General features: G+C 56.4%; 19 protein-coding genes. 15 read left to right on the top strand and 4 right to left on the bottom strand.

All coding sequences use genetic code 11. The annotated features are described in order from the left end of the window. Positions 1-8: 8 nt before the first annotated feature. Positions 9-1,043 (top strand): 2Fe-2S iron-sulfur cluster-binding protein, encoded by a 1,035-nt coding sequence (locus M2Q46_RS12985; RefSeq protein WP_302357395.1) that lies wholly within the window; start codon positions 9-11, stop codon positions 1,041-1,043. Here the strand turns inward: M2Q46_RS12985 and M2Q46_RS12990 are convergent. Then, positions 1,040-1,231, bottom strand: a complete 192-nt coding sequence (locus M2Q46_RS12990; RefSeq protein WP_302357397.1) for a hypothetical protein — start codon at positions 1,229-1,231, stop codon at positions 1,040-1,042. The two genes, M2Q46_RS12985 and M2Q46_RS12990, sit on opposite strands and share 4 nt — an antisense overlap. A 202-nt stretch (positions 1,232-1,433) precedes the next feature. Here M2Q46_RS12990 and M2Q46_RS12995 point away from each other — a divergent pair, with 202 nt between their 5' ends. From M2Q46_RS12995 to M2Q46_RS13030, 8 genes are all read left to right on the top strand, one after another. After that, positions 1,434-1,742, top strand: a complete 309-nt coding sequence (locus tag M2Q46_RS12995; protein ID WP_009457376.1) for a 2Fe-2S iron-sulfur cluster-binding protein — start codon at positions 1,434-1,436, stop codon at positions 1,740-1,742. Continuing rightward, a complete protein-coding gene (locus M2Q46_RS13000; RefSeq protein ID WP_035269651.1) occupies positions 1,742-2,086 on the top strand; it encodes a hypothetical protein in 345 nt (114 codons plus the stop codon). The genes M2Q46_RS12995 and M2Q46_RS13000 overlap by 1 nt, the downstream gene beginning before the upstream one ends. Before the next feature lie 11 nt (positions 2,087-2,097). Further along, positions 2,098-2,376 carry a 2Fe-2S iron-sulfur cluster-binding protein gene (locus M2Q46_RS13005; RefSeq protein ID WP_009457378.1) on the top strand — a complete coding sequence of 93 codons (279 nt, stop codon included), beginning with the start codon at positions 2,098-2,100 and terminating at the stop codon, positions 2,374-2,376. 11 nt (positions 2,377-2,387) lie between these two features. Continuing rightward, positions 2,388-3,332, top strand: coding sequence for an ornithine cyclodeaminase family protein (locus M2Q46_RS13010; protein ID WP_302357398.1), 945 nt, complete (start codon positions 2,388-2,390; stop codon positions 3,330-3,332). A gap of 42 nt (positions 3,333-3,374) precedes the next feature. Further along, positions 3,375-3,725 (top strand): hypothetical protein, encoded by a 351-nt coding sequence (locus M2Q46_RS13015; protein ID WP_035269656.1) that lies wholly within the window; start codon positions 3,375-3,377, stop codon positions 3,723-3,725. A 248-nt stretch (positions 3,726-3,973) separates the two neighbouring features. Beyond that, positions 3,974-4,996, top strand: coding sequence for a Nif3-like dinuclear metal center hexameric protein (locus M2Q46_RS13020; protein WP_302357399.1), 1,023 nt, complete (start codon positions 3,974-3,976; stop codon positions 4,994-4,996). A gap of 26 nt (positions 4,997-5,022) precedes the next feature. Beyond that, positions 5,023-6,129, top strand: coding sequence for a hypothetical protein (locus M2Q46_RS13025; protein WP_035274771.1), 1,107 nt, complete (start codon positions 5,023-5,025; stop codon positions 6,127-6,129). A gap of 348 nt (positions 6,130-6,477) precedes the next feature. Continuing rightward, the gene (locus tag M2Q46_RS13030) at positions 6,478-7,578 is read left to right on the top strand and encodes an MBL fold metallo-hydrolase (protein ID WP_302357400.1); all 1,101 of its coding nucleotides are present in this window, start codon (positions 6,478-6,480) and stop codon (positions 7,576-7,578) included. On the opposite strand, the gene M2Q46_RS13035 is transcribed toward M2Q46_RS13030, so the two are convergent. Beyond that, entirely contained in the window at positions 7,575-8,324 is a 750-nt protein-coding gene (locus M2Q46_RS13035; RefSeq protein WP_035269673.1) for a tyrosine-protein phosphatase, read from the bottom strand. The two genes, M2Q46_RS13030 and M2Q46_RS13035, sit on opposite strands and share 4 nt — an antisense overlap. A 475-nt stretch (positions 8,325-8,799) precedes the next feature. On the opposite strand from M2Q46_RS13035, the gene M2Q46_RS13040 reads away from it, so the two are divergent. Further along, positions 8,800-9,993, top strand: a complete 1,194-nt coding sequence (locus M2Q46_RS13040; protein WP_042485435.1) for an amino acid aminotransferase — start codon at positions 8,800-8,802, stop codon at positions 9,991-9,993. 334 nt (positions 9,994-10,327) lie between these two features. On the opposite strand, the gene M2Q46_RS13045 is transcribed toward M2Q46_RS13040, so the two are convergent. Continuing rightward, the gene (locus M2Q46_RS13045) at positions 10,328-11,278 is read right to left on the bottom strand and encodes a LysR substrate-binding domain-containing protein (RefSeq protein WP_302357401.1); all 951 of its coding nucleotides are present in this window, start codon (positions 11,276-11,278) and stop codon (positions 10,328-10,330) included. 156 nt (positions 11,279-11,434) lie between these two features. Here M2Q46_RS13045 and M2Q46_RS13050 point away from each other — a divergent pair, with 156 nt between their 5' ends. Continuing rightward, positions 11,435-12,478 (top strand): aromatic ring-hydroxylating dioxygenase subunit alpha, encoded by a 1,044-nt coding sequence (locus M2Q46_RS13050; RefSeq protein WP_302357402.1) that lies wholly within the window; start codon positions 11,435-11,437, stop codon positions 12,476-12,478. A gap of 5 nt (positions 12,479-12,483) precedes the next feature. Then, a complete protein-coding gene (locus M2Q46_RS13055) occupies positions 12,484-13,689 on the top strand; it encodes a 2Fe-2S iron-sulfur cluster-binding protein (RefSeq protein ID WP_302357403.1) in 1,206 nt (401 codons plus the stop codon). Between the two features lie 171 nt (positions 13,690-13,860). Here M2Q46_RS13055 and gcvA read toward each other — a convergent pair whose 3' ends face one another. Further along, a complete protein-coding gene (gene gcvA / locus M2Q46_RS13060; RefSeq protein WP_302357404.1) occupies positions 13,861-14,745 on the bottom strand; it encodes a transcriptional regulator GcvA in 885 nt (294 codons plus the stop codon). Between the two features lie 145 nt (positions 14,746-14,890). Here gcvA and M2Q46_RS13065 point away from each other — a divergent pair, with 145 nt between their 5' ends. From M2Q46_RS13065 to M2Q46_RS13075, 3 genes are read left to right on the top strand one after another with little or no spacing between them, the layout of a single operon-like run. Then, positions 14,891-15,514: a glutathione S-transferase family protein gene (locus tag M2Q46_RS13065; protein WP_035269680.1), complete on the top strand. Its 624-nt coding sequence runs from the start codon at positions 14,891-14,893 to the stop codon at positions 15,512-15,514. A 12-nt stretch (positions 15,515-15,526) separates the two neighbouring features. Beyond that, positions 15,527-16,558, top strand: a complete 1,032-nt coding sequence (locus M2Q46_RS13070) for an LLM class oxidoreductase (protein ID WP_137430505.1) — start codon at positions 15,527-15,529, stop codon at positions 16,556-16,558. Between the two features lie 18 nt (positions 16,559-16,576). Then, a complete protein-coding gene (locus M2Q46_RS13075; protein WP_088451764.1) occupies positions 16,577-17,053 on the top strand; it encodes a GNAT family N-acetyltransferase in 477 nt (158 codons plus the stop codon). The last annotated feature ends 37 nt before the right edge of the window (positions 17,054-17,090 follow it).

Below are 17,090 nucleotides of genomic sequence, written 5' to 3' on the forward strand. Positions count from 1 at the left end.
GACGGGTCATGGCCCATCGTGTCGATATCAAGGAAACCGGCGAGCAGTTTTGGGTAGAACCGCAAGAGACCATCTTGCAGGCCGCCCAGCGCCAAGGCGTGCGCATTTATAGCGACTGCGAGTTTGGTGGCTGCGGGACCTGCCGCATTCAGGTCACCCGTGGGAAGGTTTGTTATGAGGATGACTGCCTGCCCATGAGCATTGCTGATGAAGAACACGAGCAGGGCCATGCCGCCGCCTGCCAGGCACGGCTCGATGCCGATATTGAAATCAGTCTGGCTGCGCATCGAGATGACTTGCCTGAAACCCGGCAAGTCCGGGCGCAGGTTCACAGCGTGGAAAGGGCATGTCAGGGGATCTGGCGTCTGATTTTACAGTTGCCGCAGGACGTGCAAGTGCCGTTCCGTCCAGGTCAGTATCTGAACATCTTGTTTGAGGACGGGCGTGCACGCAGTTTTTCTATGGCCAATGCCGATGCCGCACAGGGGCGCATTGAATTGCATGTGCGGGAAGTGGAGGGTGGGCGTTTCACCCAGGTATGTTTGCCGACCCTGAAAGTGGGCGACGAGCTGCTGCTGGAACTGCCCTTGGGCGTGTTCTATTGGCGTGAGCGCGACTGGCGACCCATGGTCATGGTGGCAACCGGAACTGGCATTGCCCCCATCAAGGCGATTCTGGAGTCCTTGCTGGACAAGGATGATTGCCCGCCTGTCAGCCTGTATTGGGGAATGAATCGGCCCGAAGACCTGTATCTGGCCCAGGAGATTGAATCTTGGGCTGAGCGCTTGTGCGAGTTCCGTTTTGTCCCTGTGCTCTCCCATGCTGACGAGAGTTGGCAAGGCGCGCGCGGCTATGTGCAGCAACAGGTGTGCCGGGATGAACCTGACCTGTCAGAGCATGCCATTTACTTGTGTGGCTCGCCCGTGATGATTGAGCAGGCCCGTGGTTTGTTCAAGGAGCATGGCGCCAATGAGCAGTTCATGTATGCCGACGCCTTCAACTTTCAGTCTGATCCCAGCTCGGCAGAGCCTTCTCTTGTCTAGGCTCGGTGGGGGAGTTGGTCCTGACCGGCTTCGGGGACGCGCTTCTTGCGGCCGCCAAACAGTTCAGTTAATGAGGGCAGGTTGATGAGCGGGATACGACGGCGCAGATGCTTGCGCTTTGCCAAGTGTGGCAGCAACTGCTCGCCGACGGGACGCTGCAGATAGCGAAGTTCGACGGGGGTTTTCATGATGATCTCGCTGATGGGTTTGAATTGAATTAAGTATACCGCAATAGGGGTTTCTACTCAAATTGACGGATATTTGTGTCTAAAAACAAGAAAAACTGTTGCTTGATGGTTGCGGTTTTTATCTTGGTATACCGTTCTTGGTTTTTTCAGGCGGTCAGGGCTCGCAATCCGGTCGCATTATTGGCAGCCAGCAGGAGGTTTCATGCCAACCATTACTTTTCATAAAAACGGCCAGACGCATGTGGGTGAGGTGCAGGAGAACACCAATCTGGTGGTCCGGGCGGGTATCAAGCAATTTCCCTTTCCGCATCTGACCTACGGTTGTGGCATGGGCAAGTGCGCTAAGTGTGCCTGCCGTGTTCTGGAGGGGGGCGAGCATTTGCCAGCGGCCAACTGGAAAGAGAAAAAACAATTGGGCGAGCGACTCGATCAGGGCTGGCGGCTGGCCTGTCAGCTATGGATTAATCAGGACATCGTTCTGGAGCAAGCTGAAACACAGGAGGTGCAGTGATGTATGTGGTGCTGACCAGCAAGCCAGGGGAATACCGCACGGAACCGGGCGTGGGCGTGGAGATGGTGGCGGCCTATGAATACCATTTTCAGGGTCGTTTCAAGGCGGTGTTTGCCATTGCGCGTATTCAGGAAGGCTCGCGCGTTCGCATTGTGGAAGAGACGCCAAATGGCACGGTCAATGACATCCCTACCCGGCAAATGGAAAAGTTTGCAACAGTCGAACAGGCTTATGAAGAACTGGCCGGATTGACGCACTTTGGCAGCATACAAGCCGAATTGCGTCAGTGTGAGCTTGACGGTCACCAGGCAGGGGCACAGACCCCGGCACAGCAGCAATCCTGAGGTAGCAGAATATGGTTCAGATTACATTTGCGTCGAATAATGATTTGGTGGTGTCTGCCGCCGAGAACAGTAACTTGCTGCGGGTTTCCATCCGCGAGCGCGGTGGCATCCCGTTCAAATGCGGGGGCGGGATCTGCGGCACCTGCAAGTGCCGAATTACGGAAGGGCTGAGCAATACGGATGAGGTCAAGGCCAAGGAACACAAGCATTTGTCCGAGCAGGATCTGGCAGAGGGTTTTCGTATGGCGTGCCAGACCTTTGTTCGTGGTGACGTTACGGTGAGCTGGTAAAAGGAGCGGCCATGCTGCATTTGACCGATCAGCAATTACACGAGCTGCTTGATGCGCCTGCGGTACAAGAGGTGCTGGAGCAGGCTTTCATCGAGTTTGGACAGGGTCAGGCAGCCCAGCAGCGTCGTGTGCGCACGCAGGTGGGCGATACCCGCTTGTCGACCTTGGGTGCGGTCATTCCAGGCCAGCAAGTGGCGGGTGCCAAGATTTATACGACCGTGCATGGCGCATTCAATTTTGTCATTGTGCTGTTTGATGCACTGAGCGGACAGGCTTTGGCCACCTTGGATGCTGGCGCGATCACGCAATGGCGTACTGCAGCCTGCTCGGTACTGGCAGCACAGCGTGGCGCCAATCCCCATTCGCAAACCTTGGGAGTGCTGGGTCTGGGTGCCCAGGGGATGGCGCATGCCCTGCAGTTTTGCCAGACCTTTGATTTGCAGCGTGTGCTGGTGTGGAGCCCGAATGTCGATGAGAAGCGCTGCCACCAGCTGGAGCTGGAGTGTGGTGTGCCTGTGCGAGCCGCCCGAGCGGAAGAGATCGCCGCACAGGCGGATATTCTGGTCACGGCCAGCCGCAGTCGCGATCCCCTGTTCGATGGACGCAGCCTGAAGCCCGGCTGCTTTGTCGCGGCCGTTGGCTCCAGTTTGCCAACAGCGCGGGAATTGGATGATGCCTGCCTGCAGCGGGCAGGCAAGATTGTGGTGGAGTGGGGTGAGCAGACTCTCGCGGAGGCGGGGGACCTGATTCTGGCCGCGTCCGATTGCGGCGTTTCGGACAAGTTGTGCGAGTTAAGCGATTGGTTGCAATTAGACCGGGGACAAGGCTACGACGCACAGGGAATTTGCGTGTATAAATCAGTGGGTGTGGCGATTGAAGATATTGCCGTCGCTGGATTGGCGTATCGCCGTCATCAGCTTGGCAAGGCAGCGCAGGAGGCGCTTGCCGCACACTGAAAAACGACAATAATTCAAGCATGTTGGGGGTAGGCAATGGGGATGGCAGGCTTTTCTTCTTTAGGCGAATTCAAGCAGGCACTGACCCGGGACTACAACCGCATCAACAGCAGTATTTTTGCATCAGGTGTCGTGACGCTGAAGATTGATGTGCTGGAGGATCGGATCAGCATGTTGGCGGTTCATAAACGCCAGCCTGCCTTGCAGACGTTGAGCCGTGAAAATGCACATATTGCTGATCTGGCGGATCTGTATCTGATCAAGGCCTTCAAAAAGGAGATGAAGCAGGTTTTGGTGGACGAATATGGGCTGGATGTGGTGGCCATATTCAAGGACTACGACGCCGCGGCGCAATTGTCTTCCACCATGGTGTTGTTGCAAAAAGGAGTGTGAATGCAGTGGCATTGGTGAGAACCGTTGCCCTGAATTCCGAACCGATAAAAAGAAGCTGACTGGTAGACAGTCTTGTTGTCCTTCCGTCCGCAGTGGATTGCCTGATGTGCAATTTGCTCTGGAGCCAAGCCCAGGCCCTGACAGGTCCGCTTGGGGAAGTTGCCGACAGGAAGTGCTCGCATACCGCCGGCCTCGGACTCTGGGATACCCCAGGGTTCGAGGCCGGCTTTTTATTTGGAGACAAAATCATGGCCTATGTAGCCGATTTGCTGGATGCATTGAACGTAATCACGGGGGGACGCATGGTGTCCTGTATGGATGAGGTCAAATGCGGCCACCATCCCTTCGTGATCTGGAAGTCCTCTGGAATTTACGGCAAGGAAGTACTGGAAATCCCAGGCTTGATTCATGGGGACCCTAACAAGGAAGTGCGCAAGGTGGCGGTGTGCATGACCATGTCCGAATTGAGCATTGAGCTGGCGGGCGCAACCGGGGTGGACGCCATTGTTGCGCATCATCCGATCGCCGATGCCGCCAGTTGCGGGGGCGTGACCCTGAAGGATTACCTGGACCTGTATGGGGTGGCTGCCCTGGAGTGTCATGAGGCGTTTCATGGTTTGCATCCGGGCATCGCGTATCTGCATGGCCACAAAGTCGCTAAAAGCGATATTGCCTATGGAGGCATTCATGGCAATGTGATGTTCGTGGGCGAACCATTGGATGGGGTGAGCACCTTGGGCGACATGCTGGATCGGCTTGACAGCTTCATGGGGCTGGATCTGGAGGATCAGGTCTTGCAGGCCGAACGCCGCATCAAGGGCAATGAAAACATTCTGGAGACCAGCACCTTGACGCGTGGTGCGATTCGGCTAGGGGAGCGCAACAGTCGCGTCGGGCGTATTTTGCACATTTTTCCGCATACGGGATTCAGCCCCGACCATCTGCGTCAGGCGGTGGCCGAGAACCCGGGCGTTGACACGGTGCTGGCCTCTATCAGCCGGGTCTACGACGGTCATGCGCTTATCGAATGTGCTCGTGAATTGGGTCTGAATTTCCTGGTGGGCAATAGCCACGTGCTGGAGATCCTGGAGAATGGCCTGCCCTTGGCCTATGCCTTGAGTGCCTTGCTCGATGGCGTCGAGGTGGTCATGTTCCGTGATCGGGTGACGTCTACGCCTGTGCACCAGGTGGGGGGTGCCCGCCTGCGTGAATACGCCCAGCATTTTTCGACCGCCCACCTGATGGGCAAGAACGTGTTGAGCTTCCAGTAGGTCCAGCTTCCTGAACGGAGAGAGACATGGATAACAAAACAATAGAAATAGACAAAGTAGTGCATGTAGCGCCTGCGGGCCGTCGGCCCATGGAGCGTATCGAGGCGGTGGGCCTGGGCTTGCTGCTGCTCGCCATGCTGACGCTGTTTTTCTTTCCCGCTACCTTGTCGGGCGCGTTTGATACGGTGCTCAACAAGGTCAAGCCCGTGGTGGTGGATGTATTTTTGACCGGGCAGGTTGGGGTGGCTGTCATTATCAGCGTCATCATTGGACGCTTGCTGGAGCGTTTGGGTTTTACCGATGCCATGATGCGAGTGTTCATGCCGGCGATGCGGGCCATTGGAATCAATCCGGCCGTCATTATTCCCAGCGTGTACAACATTTTTGGCGATATCAACGCCGCTGGTCGTATTTCGGGGCCTTTGTTGCGGCAGGCTGGTGCAACAAAGGACGAGCAAAAGATTGCGGTAGCCACGATGGTGCAGTCTCAGCAGTCGTTCTCCACGTTCATGCTGGGCATGATGGCTTTGACCTTTGCCGGGGTGAATGTCTTTGCCGTGGTGCTGATTGCGATCTTCGGCCCCTTGTTGCTCTCCCCCTTATTGCTGTCGCGGCTGGTCTACCGCAATGTTCGTTCGGTGGATTTGCTGGCAGCCCCCCGTTTCACGCCGAATATCGATTTTGCGCCCATGCTGTTCAAGGCTGCCCGCGAAGGGGTGGAATTGTTGCTGCTGATCCTGATCCCGGCTGTGGCCCTGGTGTTCTGTGTCATTGGTTTGCTTGAACATATCGGCATTTGGGCACCTATCAGTGATGTGCTTGAGCGCGGTTTGCTTGCGCTGAATATTCACCCTGAAACGGGCGTGCTGGCGATGCTGGTCAGCCCCACTTTGGCAATGGGCAAGTTGCAGGCGATGGCTTCCACACTGGATCCATCTTTGGTAGTGGGTTCATTTGTACTGGCGTCGTCCGGTTTGCCCTTATCGGCTGTCTTTGGACAGATTCCGGTGGTCTGGGCTGAATGCTCGGATCTGAATGAAAAAGAAGTCATGCTGGCCGCCGTTCTGGGCATTGTGATGCGCTTGTTGACGGCAGTGGTACTGGCTGTGTTTCTCACGCCTTTGATTGTCTGAGTTCCTGTTTGTAGTTCCCCCCACTTTAGGAGCGCTGAAGTTGGCGCTCTTTTTTTATTTTGTCTGTTTTCTCCAGGCGTGGTGACTGCCATCGAACTGCCATAAAACTGTAACAGGGCTGAAAGAACACTTGTTTAACCTGAGCCTGTCGTAGTCTTTTTAAGGCAGGGCACCTCGGTGACTCTGGTTCTTTAAGTTGATGCCTTTTTCTGTCCGGCAGCGTGCGCTGCGGCCCATTGCGCTTATTGATGCTTTGCTTTTGTGCCCGGTGTTACGCCGTGCTGCAAAGCAGGATGCCGGGTGTGGCTTGGCGATGTATTGGCCTGAATGCCTTGTAGGGGACGGAGCATGAACCAGACCCTGGTGACGGTGTTAAGCGGCTATGGAGGCAAAGCGCCAGCCGCCATTTTAGTGCAGGCATGTGGCTTGCGATTGCTGCTGGATGCCGGCGGGCCTTTGTATCCTGGGCAGGTGTGCGACTGGTATCAAGGGCTGGAGGTGGATGCCATTTTGGTGACGCATGATCACCAGGATCATATTGGCTCCTTGTCCAAGTTGCCTGAACACATACCTGTTTATGCCACGGCCTCTACGGCGCGCAGCCTGCCTGCTGGGCGGATCTGGCGTGAGCTGCCAACCCGTGGCACGACCTATATCGGCGATATTGCCGTGCGTACCGGCTTGTCCGGCCATGCTTTGGGGGGTGTCTGGCTGCATCTGGATGTGGGCGGTGGGCTGTTCTATAGCGGGGACTTTTCCTGCGAATCCTTGCTGTTCCCCTTCGATTTGCCGCCGCCCGCGTATCTGGCTTTGCTGGACGCATCTTACGGTTTGTACGACCAGTCTCATCACGTGGCCTGGAGCATTCTGGAGTCCTTGCTGGAGTCGCATTCCGCCTTGTTGCCCGTACCGCCGTCAGGCCGGGCGATAGAGATTGCCTTGTGGCGCCAGCAGCAAGGTTTTGAGGACTGGAGCATGGACGCGTCCTGCTACGAAAACCTGACCCGCATGATCAGCCAAAGCAGTGACTTGTTGTTGCCGGGTGTGCAGCAATCCTTGCGTGAGTTGATGCCGCGTGCGGCTACGTTTGATCCGCAAGCGCACCTGCTGCTGGCCGGTGAGCCGGACGGCTGTCAGGGCAAGGCAGGGGAGCTGATTCGGGAGCGTCAGGCACGGGCTGCGGACCCCAATGCCGAGTCTGGTGAACGCTTGTTGATTCACACCGGCTATGTGGCCCCACATGCACCACGTGGCACGCATACCCTTTGCTGGAATGTGCACCCGCGTTTGACGGATTTACGCTGGCTGGTGGATATGGTGCAACCACGCTATTGCATGCCTTTGTTTACGCAAATGCATGATTTGCCGACCTGGCGCAATGTGATGGGACCGGCCCTGAGCCTGGAAGGTCACTGGGAACTGCCAGCGACCTCCGTAGGCGTGGTTTAAGCGGTGTAGCGCTCCAGCAAGGCCTCGCGTCGGGCGGGGCTGAGCTTCAAGGCGTTCTGAAAGAAGTTCTCCAGATTGCCGTACGTTTCATCAATCGTCTTGAAGGCGGTTTCCAGAAACTCGGGCTTGACGCCCCATAGAATATCCAGCACTTCGTCACTGATGCCACGGTTGTCGGGCAGATCGGGGCGGCGGAAGAATTGATTGGTCAGCAGATAGTCGTGCATGACATCGTCAGGGTGCACCCCGGCAGCGCGGTGCAGCAGGGCGACGGCAAAGCCGGTGCGGTCTTTCCCTGCCGTGCAATGCATGACTACTGGCGTATCAGCTTGCAGCAGTTGATCAAAGACTTGGCCAAAGGTGGCGGCGTGTCCGGTCACAAATTCGGTGTAGGTCTTGTTCATGGTGCCGTGTGCCGCATCCACATCCACCTGACCTTTGGCCAGCATGTCCATAAAGTCCGGCAAGACGGTGGGCTCGACGGTCAGTGCGTGGCTGGTCAGAAAGCTGTACTGGTAAGGCGAGCGTTTGCGCTCGTGTGCTCCGCGAAAGTCCAGGGAACGGGCAATGCCCAGCTCTTGCAGGGTGTCCAGGTCCTGGCTGCTCAGATCCGCCAAATGGTCTGAACGATAGACGCGACCCTTACGAAAGGAGCCGGAGTCTGTGGCATAGCCGCCTATATCACGGAAGTTGCTGGCCCCTTCTAAAGGGCAGGATAGGGAACTGGGCAGCGGCGATACGGACACGGCGGACTCCTGTTGAAACGGTGAAAGTCCCATGTTAACGGTCTTGGACGGGATCTGCATATGACAATGCGGTGACAGATGGGGAGTGCGGGAGGACCGAAAGCACAATGAATGCAAGTGCACGGTTCTGTATCCTCAGAAAGCCATGTATATTCTTTGCTGGCAAGGCCCAGGCAGACAGGCTGGCACACCGCGTTCACGTTCTTGAGGCTTCGGTTTGCTGAAAATGTGAACAGACTTCAAGGTGACGCTGGCGTTTGACAGCCTGCACCGACTAGACAAGAACAGGTGCCGTGCCGAGCCAAGGGGGGACAAGTCTGATGACGCATTCACGCATCGCTCGCGTGCTCATGTGCTGCAAAAAGAGCCCCAGGATATTGGCTAAAGTAGGCCCAAGGTATAAGGTCAATGGTTATTTGAATAGACCGGCGATCAGCCCGGGCGGCCCACAACCGTAATTTTTCAAGGAACAAGCATGTTTGAGCATTTGCAGGCCTATGGTGGCGATCCGATTTTCCGTTTGAACGAGGCATTTCACGCCGATCCGCGCGATCGCAAGGTCAACCTGACCATTGGTTTGTATTACGACGACCAAGGCCGTCTGCCTTTGCTGGATGTGGCTCGCCGGGCTGAAGAACAATGGGCGGCCAAGGGCCAGCCCCGTGGCTATCTGCCTATTGAAGGTTTGGCTTCCTACCGCAGCGCCGTGCAAAAACTGGTTTTTGGTGCCGACAGCAAAGTGCTGCAAGAAGGTCGTGTTGCGACCATTCAGACACTGGGCGGTTCGGGTGCCTTGAAAGTGGGTGGCGACTTCCTGCACGAAGCCTACCCCAATAGCGAAATGTGGATCAGCGATCCAGCCTGGGATAATCACCACTCCATCTTCCGTGGATCGGGCATTCCTACCCACACTTACCGTTACTACGATCCAGCCACTCGCGGTCTGGATTTCACCGGCCTGATGGAAGACATTTCCGTCCTGCCCGAGCACAGCATTGTCTTGCTGCACCCCTGCTGTCATAACCCCACCGGGGCTGATCTGAGCGACGAGCAGTGGCTGCAACTGATCCCTGTGCTGCAACAGCGCAAGCTGATTCCTTTCCTGGACATGGCTTACCAGGGCTTTGGCCGTAGCCTGGATGAAGATGCTTTCGCCGTGCGCGCCATGGTCGATGCTGGTCTGACGTTCTTGCTGGCCAACTCCTTCTCCAAAAACTTCTCCTACTACTCCGAGCGTTGCGGCGGCTTGTCGGTGGTGTGCCAGAGCGCGGATGAAGCCGATCGTGTTCTGGGTCAGCTCAAGGCCGTGGTGCGTCGCATCTACTCCAACCCGCCCTCGCACGGTGGTCAGGCTATTGCCACCATCTTGTCCGACGAGTCCTTGCTGGCCGAGTGGACGGCAGATGTGGAAACCATGCGTCAGCGTATCGCTGCCATGCGTCAGCGTGTGCACGATCGTCTGAAAGAGCTGGCTCCCCAATACGACAGCAGCTACTTCGTCAAACAGCAAGGCATGTTCTGCTACACCGGCCTGACCAAAGAGCAGATCCAGAAACTGCGTGACGATTTTGGCGTGTATGTTCTGGAGTCGGGCCGCATCAGCGTGCCAGGCCTGAATCAGTCCAATGTGGATTACTTTGCGGAGTCGCTGGCTGCTGTCGTGGCCTAAGACACTGACGTCTTTCCAGCATAAAGAGCGTGTTTATGGCCCCTTCTGGGGCGGTAAACACGCTTTTTTTAATGCTGAAAATGCATCCGCAGCTGCGTTGGTCGTATGGTGGAAGCCGCTTATACGTACCTGTCTGATTGATGCGTCCGACTTGCTTTGGCCACTTGGCTGGGGCTTGAACTTGAACTGAAAAGCGGAACAGTGTCGAGCTAAACCATTGAATAGCCCTGCGCTTACATAGCCGAAGCACTCAACGGTTCATTAGTGCTTAGCCATGGTCAGGCAAGCAGGTCAACCGGCAAGCTGACCGTATTTCGTCGTATTGCGACATTGCTCAGGCTAATGCTTGCAGGAGCAGTTCCTGATTGATCTGCTCCTGCTGCCGCGCCCGGTTCAATAAATAGCGATGAAAATCCTGGCTATGAGGTGACTCAAATGCACCCGCTCGTCGAGTCAGCACATAGGGCCAGGGCAGAGGGAGGGAATGGGAGAAGGGCAGGATCAGCTGCCCGCTGCGTACTTCCTTTTCTATCATCGAGCATTGCGCCAATACAAAACCCTGACCGGCCACCGCAGACTCCAGCGCCATGTGCGACAGAGAAAAAACCCGGAAGCGGTCCAGTGGCGTATCGCCTATATCTATCTCCAAGGACTCAAACCAGTCGCGCCAGGAGGGGGGCGAGGTAAAGCGTGGCTGCCAGTCCGAGGACAGCAAGGGATAGCTCAATAAGTCACGGGGATGCCGCAAAGCGGCTTGCCCTTGGAGCAGGGTCGGGCTGCAGGCGGGAATGACACGGTCTGTATACAGCTCGGTAAAGCTGCGGGGGCGGGCGGCGGCCTGACCGTAGGTAATCCGAAAGTCGATTTGCTCGGCTTCCAGATCGGGCTCGGCATGGCTGCCTTTCAGATGCAGTGTCAGCTCCGGGTCGTACTGTTCCTGCCATTGAAATGCCAGCGGTGCCATCCAGGTTTTAAGCATGGACGGCAAAGCGCTGATCGAAAGCAGGCTGGTGTTGCGCGACCGCTCCATTTCTTGCTGGCCGTCGCGCAATAGCTCAAATGCCTGTGTACAGATTTCATGAAAGCGCACCCCCGCCGCTGTCAGTCGCAAGCGTTTGCCTTCTTTGTAAGTCAGGCTGCAGCCCAGCGAGTCTTCCAGCAAACGTAATTGCTGGCTGATGGCACCGGGAGTAATTTTCAGACGACGGGCGGCTTCTTGCAGGCTTTGGCTATGGCCCAGCGTCTCAAAGACTTGCAACGCACGTAAGGGAGGCAAGGTATCCATGATGGTCAGACCCCGTCCAGAAAAGTAGTTTAACTTTAGAAATTCTAAACGATATGGATAGTAGGCTGAATTTGATTGCGACTATCATGACAAACAAGAGAGCATGAATGGGCTCGTTCAGCCATCATGCACCGTATTCAGAGTTGGGGGTAAATCATGTTTGTACGCAATGCCTGGTATGTAGGCGCATTGGCTACACAGCTCGGGCGCAGCTTGCAGCCTGTGCGTATGCTTAGCGAAAACCTGGTGCTGTATCGCCGCGAAGACGGCCAGCCCGTGGCCTTGGAAGATTCCTGTCCGCACCGTCGCCTGCCTTTGTCCAAAGGCCGCTTGATTGGCGACCAGGTGGAATGTGGCTACCACGGCCTGACATTTGATTGCAGCGGCTCCTGTACCAAGGCGCCCGGTGTGGCGCAAATCCCTAAAAGCGCGGTGGTACGCAGCTACCCCTGTACGGAGCGTTTTGGCCTGGTCTGGGTCTGGATGGGTGATCCTGAGTTGGCTGATTCGTCCAAACTGATCGATATCCCCGAGTGGGACAATCCCGAATGGGGTGTGAACCGTGGCGACGCCATGGAGCTGGACTGTAATTACCTGTACGTCACCGACAATTTGCTGGACCCCTCGCACGTGTCCTGGGTACACCAAAGCTCGTTCGGCAGCCCCGACATTATTGGTCTGCCCTTGAGCGTCAAGGTTGAGGACAATGGCGTAACGGTCTCGCGCTGGTCCAAAAATGTGGAAGTTGCGCCGTTTTACAAGCAGTTTGTGAAATTTGAAGGCAATTGCGACCGCAAACAGCAATACGAAGTGCGCTTCCCGTCGCTGGCCGTGATCAAGGCAATCTTCCTGCCCGCCGGTGCGGCGACTGAGGAACCCAGCGAGTACCACCAGGACGTTTTCCTGATGGATTCCTATAACTTCCTGACGCCTATCGACGAAGAACACACCCGCTACTTCTGGTTCCAGCTGCGCAACTTCAGCCCGGATGACGAGGCCATCTCCAAGATTTTCAACGAAGATGTACGCCACGCGTTCCTGGAAGACAAAGTCGTTCTGGAAGAAGTGCACAAAGCCCTGAAAGAGCGTCCTGCCGCGTTGGATTTGCCCTTGGATTCAGGCCCCTTGCGCTTCCGTCGCAAGATCAGCCAGATGATCCAGGCCGAGCAAGCCGTCGCCAGCGAGACGGCAACGGCTTGAGCGTGATGAATACGACTGCATCATCTGCGTCTACGGAGGCTACGGCCAACCGCCGTTTCCGGGATTATCGTGTCCTGGAAAAGCAGCGCGAAAGCGACGTGATTACTTCGTTTGTGCTGGAGCCAGTGGACGGTGTTGTGCCACCTTATCAGCCAGGCCAGTATCTGGTGTTCCGTCTGGAGATTGACGGGCAAACTGTGCTGCGTAATTACAGCGTGTCGGGGGACCCAGACTGCACGGATCGTCTGCGTATCTCCGTCAAACACGAGGAGGCTCCGGCAGGCTTGAACGTGGCCGATGGTGTGGCTTCCACCTGGCTGCATCAACACGTGCAGCCAGGTGATGTGTTGAATGCGGCCGGCCCTATGGGCGAGTTCGTGCTGGACGAGAGCAGCCAGCGGCCTGTGGTGTTGCTAAGCGGTGGCGTGGGCCAGACCCCTTTGCTGGCCATGCTGCATCGTCTACTTAAACGCAGCCAGCGTAAGGTGTATGTGATTCATGCATGCGATAACAGCGCGGTGCATGCCTTTGCCGATGAGATGCGTGAGCTGGTGGCACAACGCGAAGGCGTGCAGCTTTACTTCTGCTATCGCAACCCGACTGAACATGATGAGCAAGCCGGTTTGCACCATGTGGCGGGACTGATTACACGTGAGCAGTTGCAGCGTTGGCTGCCACTGGATGATTACGAGTTTTACCTGTGTGGGCCCAGTGCCTTCATGCAGAGCAATTATGGTGTGCTGCGTAGTCTGGGTGTGGCACGTGAGCGCATTCACTACGAGTTTTTTGGCCCGGCGACGGTGCTGGAAAACACCTTGGCGGATGATGGTGTAGCCAGTGCGGTTCAGGATCAGGTCCAGCCTGCCCCCTCCAGTCGTGTCGACGCGAATGTGTTGGATCTGGATTCGCCTGTAGAAGCAGTAAGGGGAGCCGCGACAGCAGCGGAAGATGCGGCGCAGACGGTGACATTCCTGCCCGATGGCCGCCAGGCCCAATGGCATGAGGACTGCCCCTCCTTGCTGGATCTGGCGGAAGAAACAGGCTTGAGTCCGGACTTCAATTGTCGCGCAGGCCTGTGCAATACCTGCATGTGCACTCTGGTATCGGGCGAGGTCGACTATTTTGAAGAGCCGCTGGACCCTGTGCCAGAGGGCAAAGTCTTGTTGTGCTGTTCCCGTCCCCGTGGTCCGGTGGCCGTGGAATTACCTTAAGAGTTTTTCAATTGCTTGTTGAGGTTTGCCCCGTCCTTTCGGGACGGGGTTTTTTTTCAAAAAAATCATATGCTTCCTTGTTGGAAGTCAGGCGGATTGTCGATGTCTGGAGCAGGGGGTGTGGACATGAGGACTGTTGAAGTGGTGGTCCTACATAGGCTGGCTACCTTGCTATAGCTGGGCTTGCTCGCTTATCCAATCACTAAAGGCACGGACCTCTGCTTTTTGTGTCGCATCGGGCAAGGTCACCAGATAGTAGGCAAAGCGGGCTGGCCAGGGCTTGTCCAGGACTTGCACCAAGCGGCCGGCGGCCATTTCATCCTGCGCATATTCTTGCGGTATCAAAGCCAGTCCCAGGCCCGCAATCGCGCCGCGTATCAGCAGATAATCGTCCTCAAAAGCCGTGCCTCTATCGGCGCGCGCATCGTCCTCCACCCCGTGGGCAGACAGCCAAAGCGCCCAGTCGGCCCGGTCGGCATCTTGTAGCAGTGGCCACTCCAGACAATCTGCTGGTTCCTGAATGGTTGGCTTGTCTTGCAGCAACGCAGGGCTGGCTACAGGCAGCAAGACAGGGGCCATCAAGGGCTCGGCCTGCAAGCCGGGATACACGCCCAGGCCGTGGCGAATGGCGATATCCACTTTGTCGCGACGCAGGTCCACCAGCGTGGGGGACGCCTCCACACGGATTTCGATATCGGGATGGTGTTGCTTGAAGTCGGCCAGCCGGGGAATCAGCCAGGATGCGGCAAAGGAAGGCACGGTGCTGATCGTCAGTGTCTTCCTTTGCTTGGTGGCTTCCAGCGTGTGCATGGCTTGTTCGATCTGGTCAAACGCCGTCAGCAAGATAGGGTAGACCTGATCACCGGCTTCGCTCAGGCTCATTTTGTGGTGGCTGCGCACAAACAGTGTCACGCCCAAGCGATCTTCCAGCAGCCGGATTTGCTGGCTGACTGCGCCCGAGGTTACGCCCAGCGCCTGGGCGGCCAGCTTGATGCTGCCGTGGCGTCCGACTTCGGTAAAGGCGCGCAGAGCTTGTAAAGGAAAGACAGGATTCATGGTTTAGTTTATCTAAATCTATAAAGTAGATTTAATCGTTTTTATTTGGCCATCTAGCTGGGGAAAATAGGCTTCTGAATCGTTTTTAAAGTTTAGCTTATCTATATAACAAGGAAGAGCGAACTTTCAGTTTTGGAGCCACACCATGATTGATCTGTATACCGATAGTTCGCCTAACGGCTTTAAGGCGACCATCGCCTTGGAGGAGATGGCGTTACCGTACCGCTTGCATCACGTGCGTATCGACGCGAACGAGCATAGGCAGCCAGAGTTCCTGGCCTTGAATCCGCATGGGCGTATCCCGGTGATGAAGGATGATGAAACAGGTGTTGTCCTGTTCGAGTCCGCCGCGATCTTGCTGTATCTGGCGGAGAAAACCGGTCAATTGCTTTCAAAAGAACCTGTTCAGCGCTGGGAAACAATCAAATGGCTGCAATTTCACTCCTCCAGCGTGGGGCCGATTCTGGGTCAGCGCGTGCATTTTGAGTTGTTCGCCCAGGAGAAAATCCCGGCCGCCATCGAACGCTACCGCCGTCTGGTGAATGATCTGTTCACCGTGCTGGATACACGCTTGGCAGACCATCCTTATCTGGCAGGACAGGACTATTCCATCGCCGATATTGCGCATTTTGGCTGGACGCATATTGCGCGAATTATCGATTTTGATTTCAGCCACTACTCGCACATGAGTGCCTGGCATGAGCGCGTGGCCCAGCGCCCTGCAGTCCGTAAAGGCATTACCTTGCCTGAGCCCGCTACCGGCGCTTGAGGGGAAAACATCATGACGATTGAAACAAGCCTGATTCAAGGCGCATCTTTCCCTACCTTTGCCACTCACCCTGGCTATAGCCGCATGTTTGCACCCGGCCGTCTGACCATGGGTATCTTTCTGCCTCTGCGTTTTTATCAAGGCGATATGAGTGTGCTGGCCGGGCAGGCCGCGTTGGTAGAGGAGATAGACCGCCAGGATTTTGCGGCGGTGTGGGTGCGAGACGTACCGTTGTATGACCCCAGCTTTGGTGATGCGGGGCAGGTGTTCGATCCCTTTACCTATCTGGCTTTTCTGGCTGCTCGCACCAGGCGGGTGGCCTTGGCTACGGGCAGCACGATTTTCTCCTTGCGTCACCCGATCGATCTGGCCAAATCCGCCTTCACCATTGATCAGTTGTCCGGTGGACGCTTGGTGCTGGGCATCGCTTCCGGGGATAGGCCTATAGAATTTCCCGCCTATGGTGTGGAGCGAGCCGAACGGGCAGAGCGTTTTGCACACGCTGTCAGCTATTTCCGTCAGTTGATGCAAGCGGGGCAATTGCATATCGACTCTCCGCTAGGCCGCTTCAATACGGCAGAGTTGCTGCCCAAGCCCGTGCACGGTTCGATCCCCTTGATTGTCACCGGCTCCTCGGGGCAGTCGCCCGAATGGATCGCAGAACATGCCGATGGTTGGCTGACCTATCCGGAAGCCACACATACACCGCTGGGTCCGCAAAAGCTGGCTGCCAAAATTCAGGCCTGGCGTGCCCGGATTCCAGATGGCGGTTTTCGCCCACACATGACCAACGAGTGGCTGGACTTGGTGGATGATCCTGATTATCCACGCACACCCTTGCAAGGTGGTTTTACACTGCGTACCGGGCGCAAGGGGCTGATCACCTTGTTGGAGGAATGGCAGGCAGCGGGTGTGAATCACGCCGCTTTGGGTATTCAGTTTGCGCAGCGACCAGCGGCGGAAATTATCCAGGAGCTGGCTGAATATGTACTGCCGCATTTTGCCTCTCATCAGGAGCAGCCTGCTCTTGCAACAGCATGGTAGCAACAGGGGAATACAAGCATGAATAGCAGTGCAGAACAGCTAGTAGTCGATGGCATGCAGATCCGGGATCTGCAGCCACAAGACCGGGCCGCCTGGGAGTCTCTGTACAGACAATACGCCGAGTTTTACAAAGAGCCCATGAATGAAGAGATCCTGGCTCGTACCTGGGGCTGGCTGCTGGATGCGCAGCATCCTTTGCAGGGCAAGGTGGTAGCGACGGCGAAGGGTGCGCTGCTGGGTTTGGCGCATTACCGTCCTTTCCCGGAGCCCTTGCTAGGCAAGGATGCTGGTTTTCTGGATGACTTGTTTGTGTTGCCGGAACAGCGAGGCGGCGGGCTGGGCCGCCGTTTGATTGAGGCAGTCGCCCAGGCAGGTAAGGAGCAGGGCTGGCCGTTCCTGCGCTGGATTACGGCGCAGGACAATGCGCAGGCGCGAAGGCTATACGATGGTCTGGCTCAGGCAACAGCGTGGGTGACGTATGACTTGAATCTGTAGAAGGGGGCTAGGGGCGTGTAGAAGGTGATACGTTTTT

Origin of the sequence: Alcaligenes sp. YSL9 (assembly GCF_030515105.1) — a bacterium.
In the GTDB taxonomy this organism is placed as follows: domain Bacteria; phylum Pseudomonadota; class Gammaproteobacteria; order Burkholderiales; family Burkholderiaceae_B; genus Alcaligenes; species Alcaligenes phenolicus.

Bases quoted from the DNA above. Each gene is read 5' to 3' on its own strand.
- M2Q46_RS12985 (WP_302357395.1), top strand. From the start codon at position 9: ATGGCCCATCGTGTCGATATCAAGGAAACCGGCGAGCAGTTTTGGGTA.
- M2Q46_RS12990 (WP_302357397.1), bottom strand. From the start codon at position 1,231: ATGAAAACCCCCGTCGAACTTCGCTATCTGCAGCGTCCCGTCGGCGAG.
- M2Q46_RS12995 (WP_009457376.1), top strand. From the start codon at position 1,434: ATGCCAACCATTACTTTTCATAAAAACGGCCAGACGCATGTGGGTGAG.
- M2Q46_RS13000 (WP_035269651.1), top strand. From the start codon at position 1,742: ATGTATGTGGTGCTGACCAGCAAGCCAGGGGAATACCGCACGGAACCG.
- M2Q46_RS13005 (WP_009457378.1), top strand. From the start codon at position 2,098: ATGGTTCAGATTACATTTGCGTCGAATAATGATTTGGTGGTGTCTGCC.
- M2Q46_RS13010 (WP_302357398.1), top strand. From the start codon at position 2,388: ATGCTGCATTTGACCGATCAGCAATTACACGAGCTGCTTGATGCGCCT.
- M2Q46_RS13015 (WP_035269656.1), top strand. From the start codon at position 3,375: ATGGCAGGCTTTTCTTCTTTAGGCGAATTCAAGCAGGCACTGACCCGG.
- M2Q46_RS13020 (WP_302357399.1), top strand. From the start codon at position 3,974: ATGGCCTATGTAGCCGATTTGCTGGATGCATTGAACGTAATCACGGGG.
- M2Q46_RS13025 (WP_035274771.1), top strand. From the start codon at position 5,023: ATGGATAACAAAACAATAGAAATAGACAAAGTAGTGCATGTAGCGCCT.
- M2Q46_RS13030 (WP_302357400.1), top strand. From the start codon at position 6,478: ATGAACCAGACCCTGGTGACGGTGTTAAGCGGCTATGGAGGCAAAGCG.
- M2Q46_RS13040 (WP_042485435.1), top strand. From the start codon at position 8,800: ATGTTTGAGCATTTGCAGGCCTATGGTGGCGATCCGATTTTCCGTTTG.
- M2Q46_RS13045 (WP_302357401.1), bottom strand. From the start codon at position 11,278: ATGGATACCTTGCCTCCCTTACGTGCGTTGCAAGTCTTTGAGACGCTG.
- M2Q46_RS13050 (WP_302357402.1), top strand. From the start codon at position 11,435: ATGTTTGTACGCAATGCCTGGTATGTAGGCGCATTGGCTACACAGCTC.
- M2Q46_RS13055 (WP_302357403.1), top strand. From the start codon at position 12,484: ATGAATACGACTGCATCATCTGCGTCTACGGAGGCTACGGCCAACCGC.
- gcvA (WP_302357404.1), bottom strand. From the start codon at position 14,745: ATGAATCCTGTCTTTCCTTTACAAGCTCTGCGCGCCTTTACCGAAGTC.
- M2Q46_RS13065 (WP_035269680.1), top strand. From the start codon at position 14,891: ATGATTGATCTGTATACCGATAGTTCGCCTAACGGCTTTAAGGCGACC.
- M2Q46_RS13070 (WP_137430505.1), top strand. From the start codon at position 15,527: ATGACGATTGAAACAAGCCTGATTCAAGGCGCATCTTTCCCTACCTTT.
- M2Q46_RS13075 (WP_088451764.1), top strand. From the start codon at position 16,577: ATGAATAGCAGTGCAGAACAGCTAGTAGTCGATGGCATGCAGATCCGG.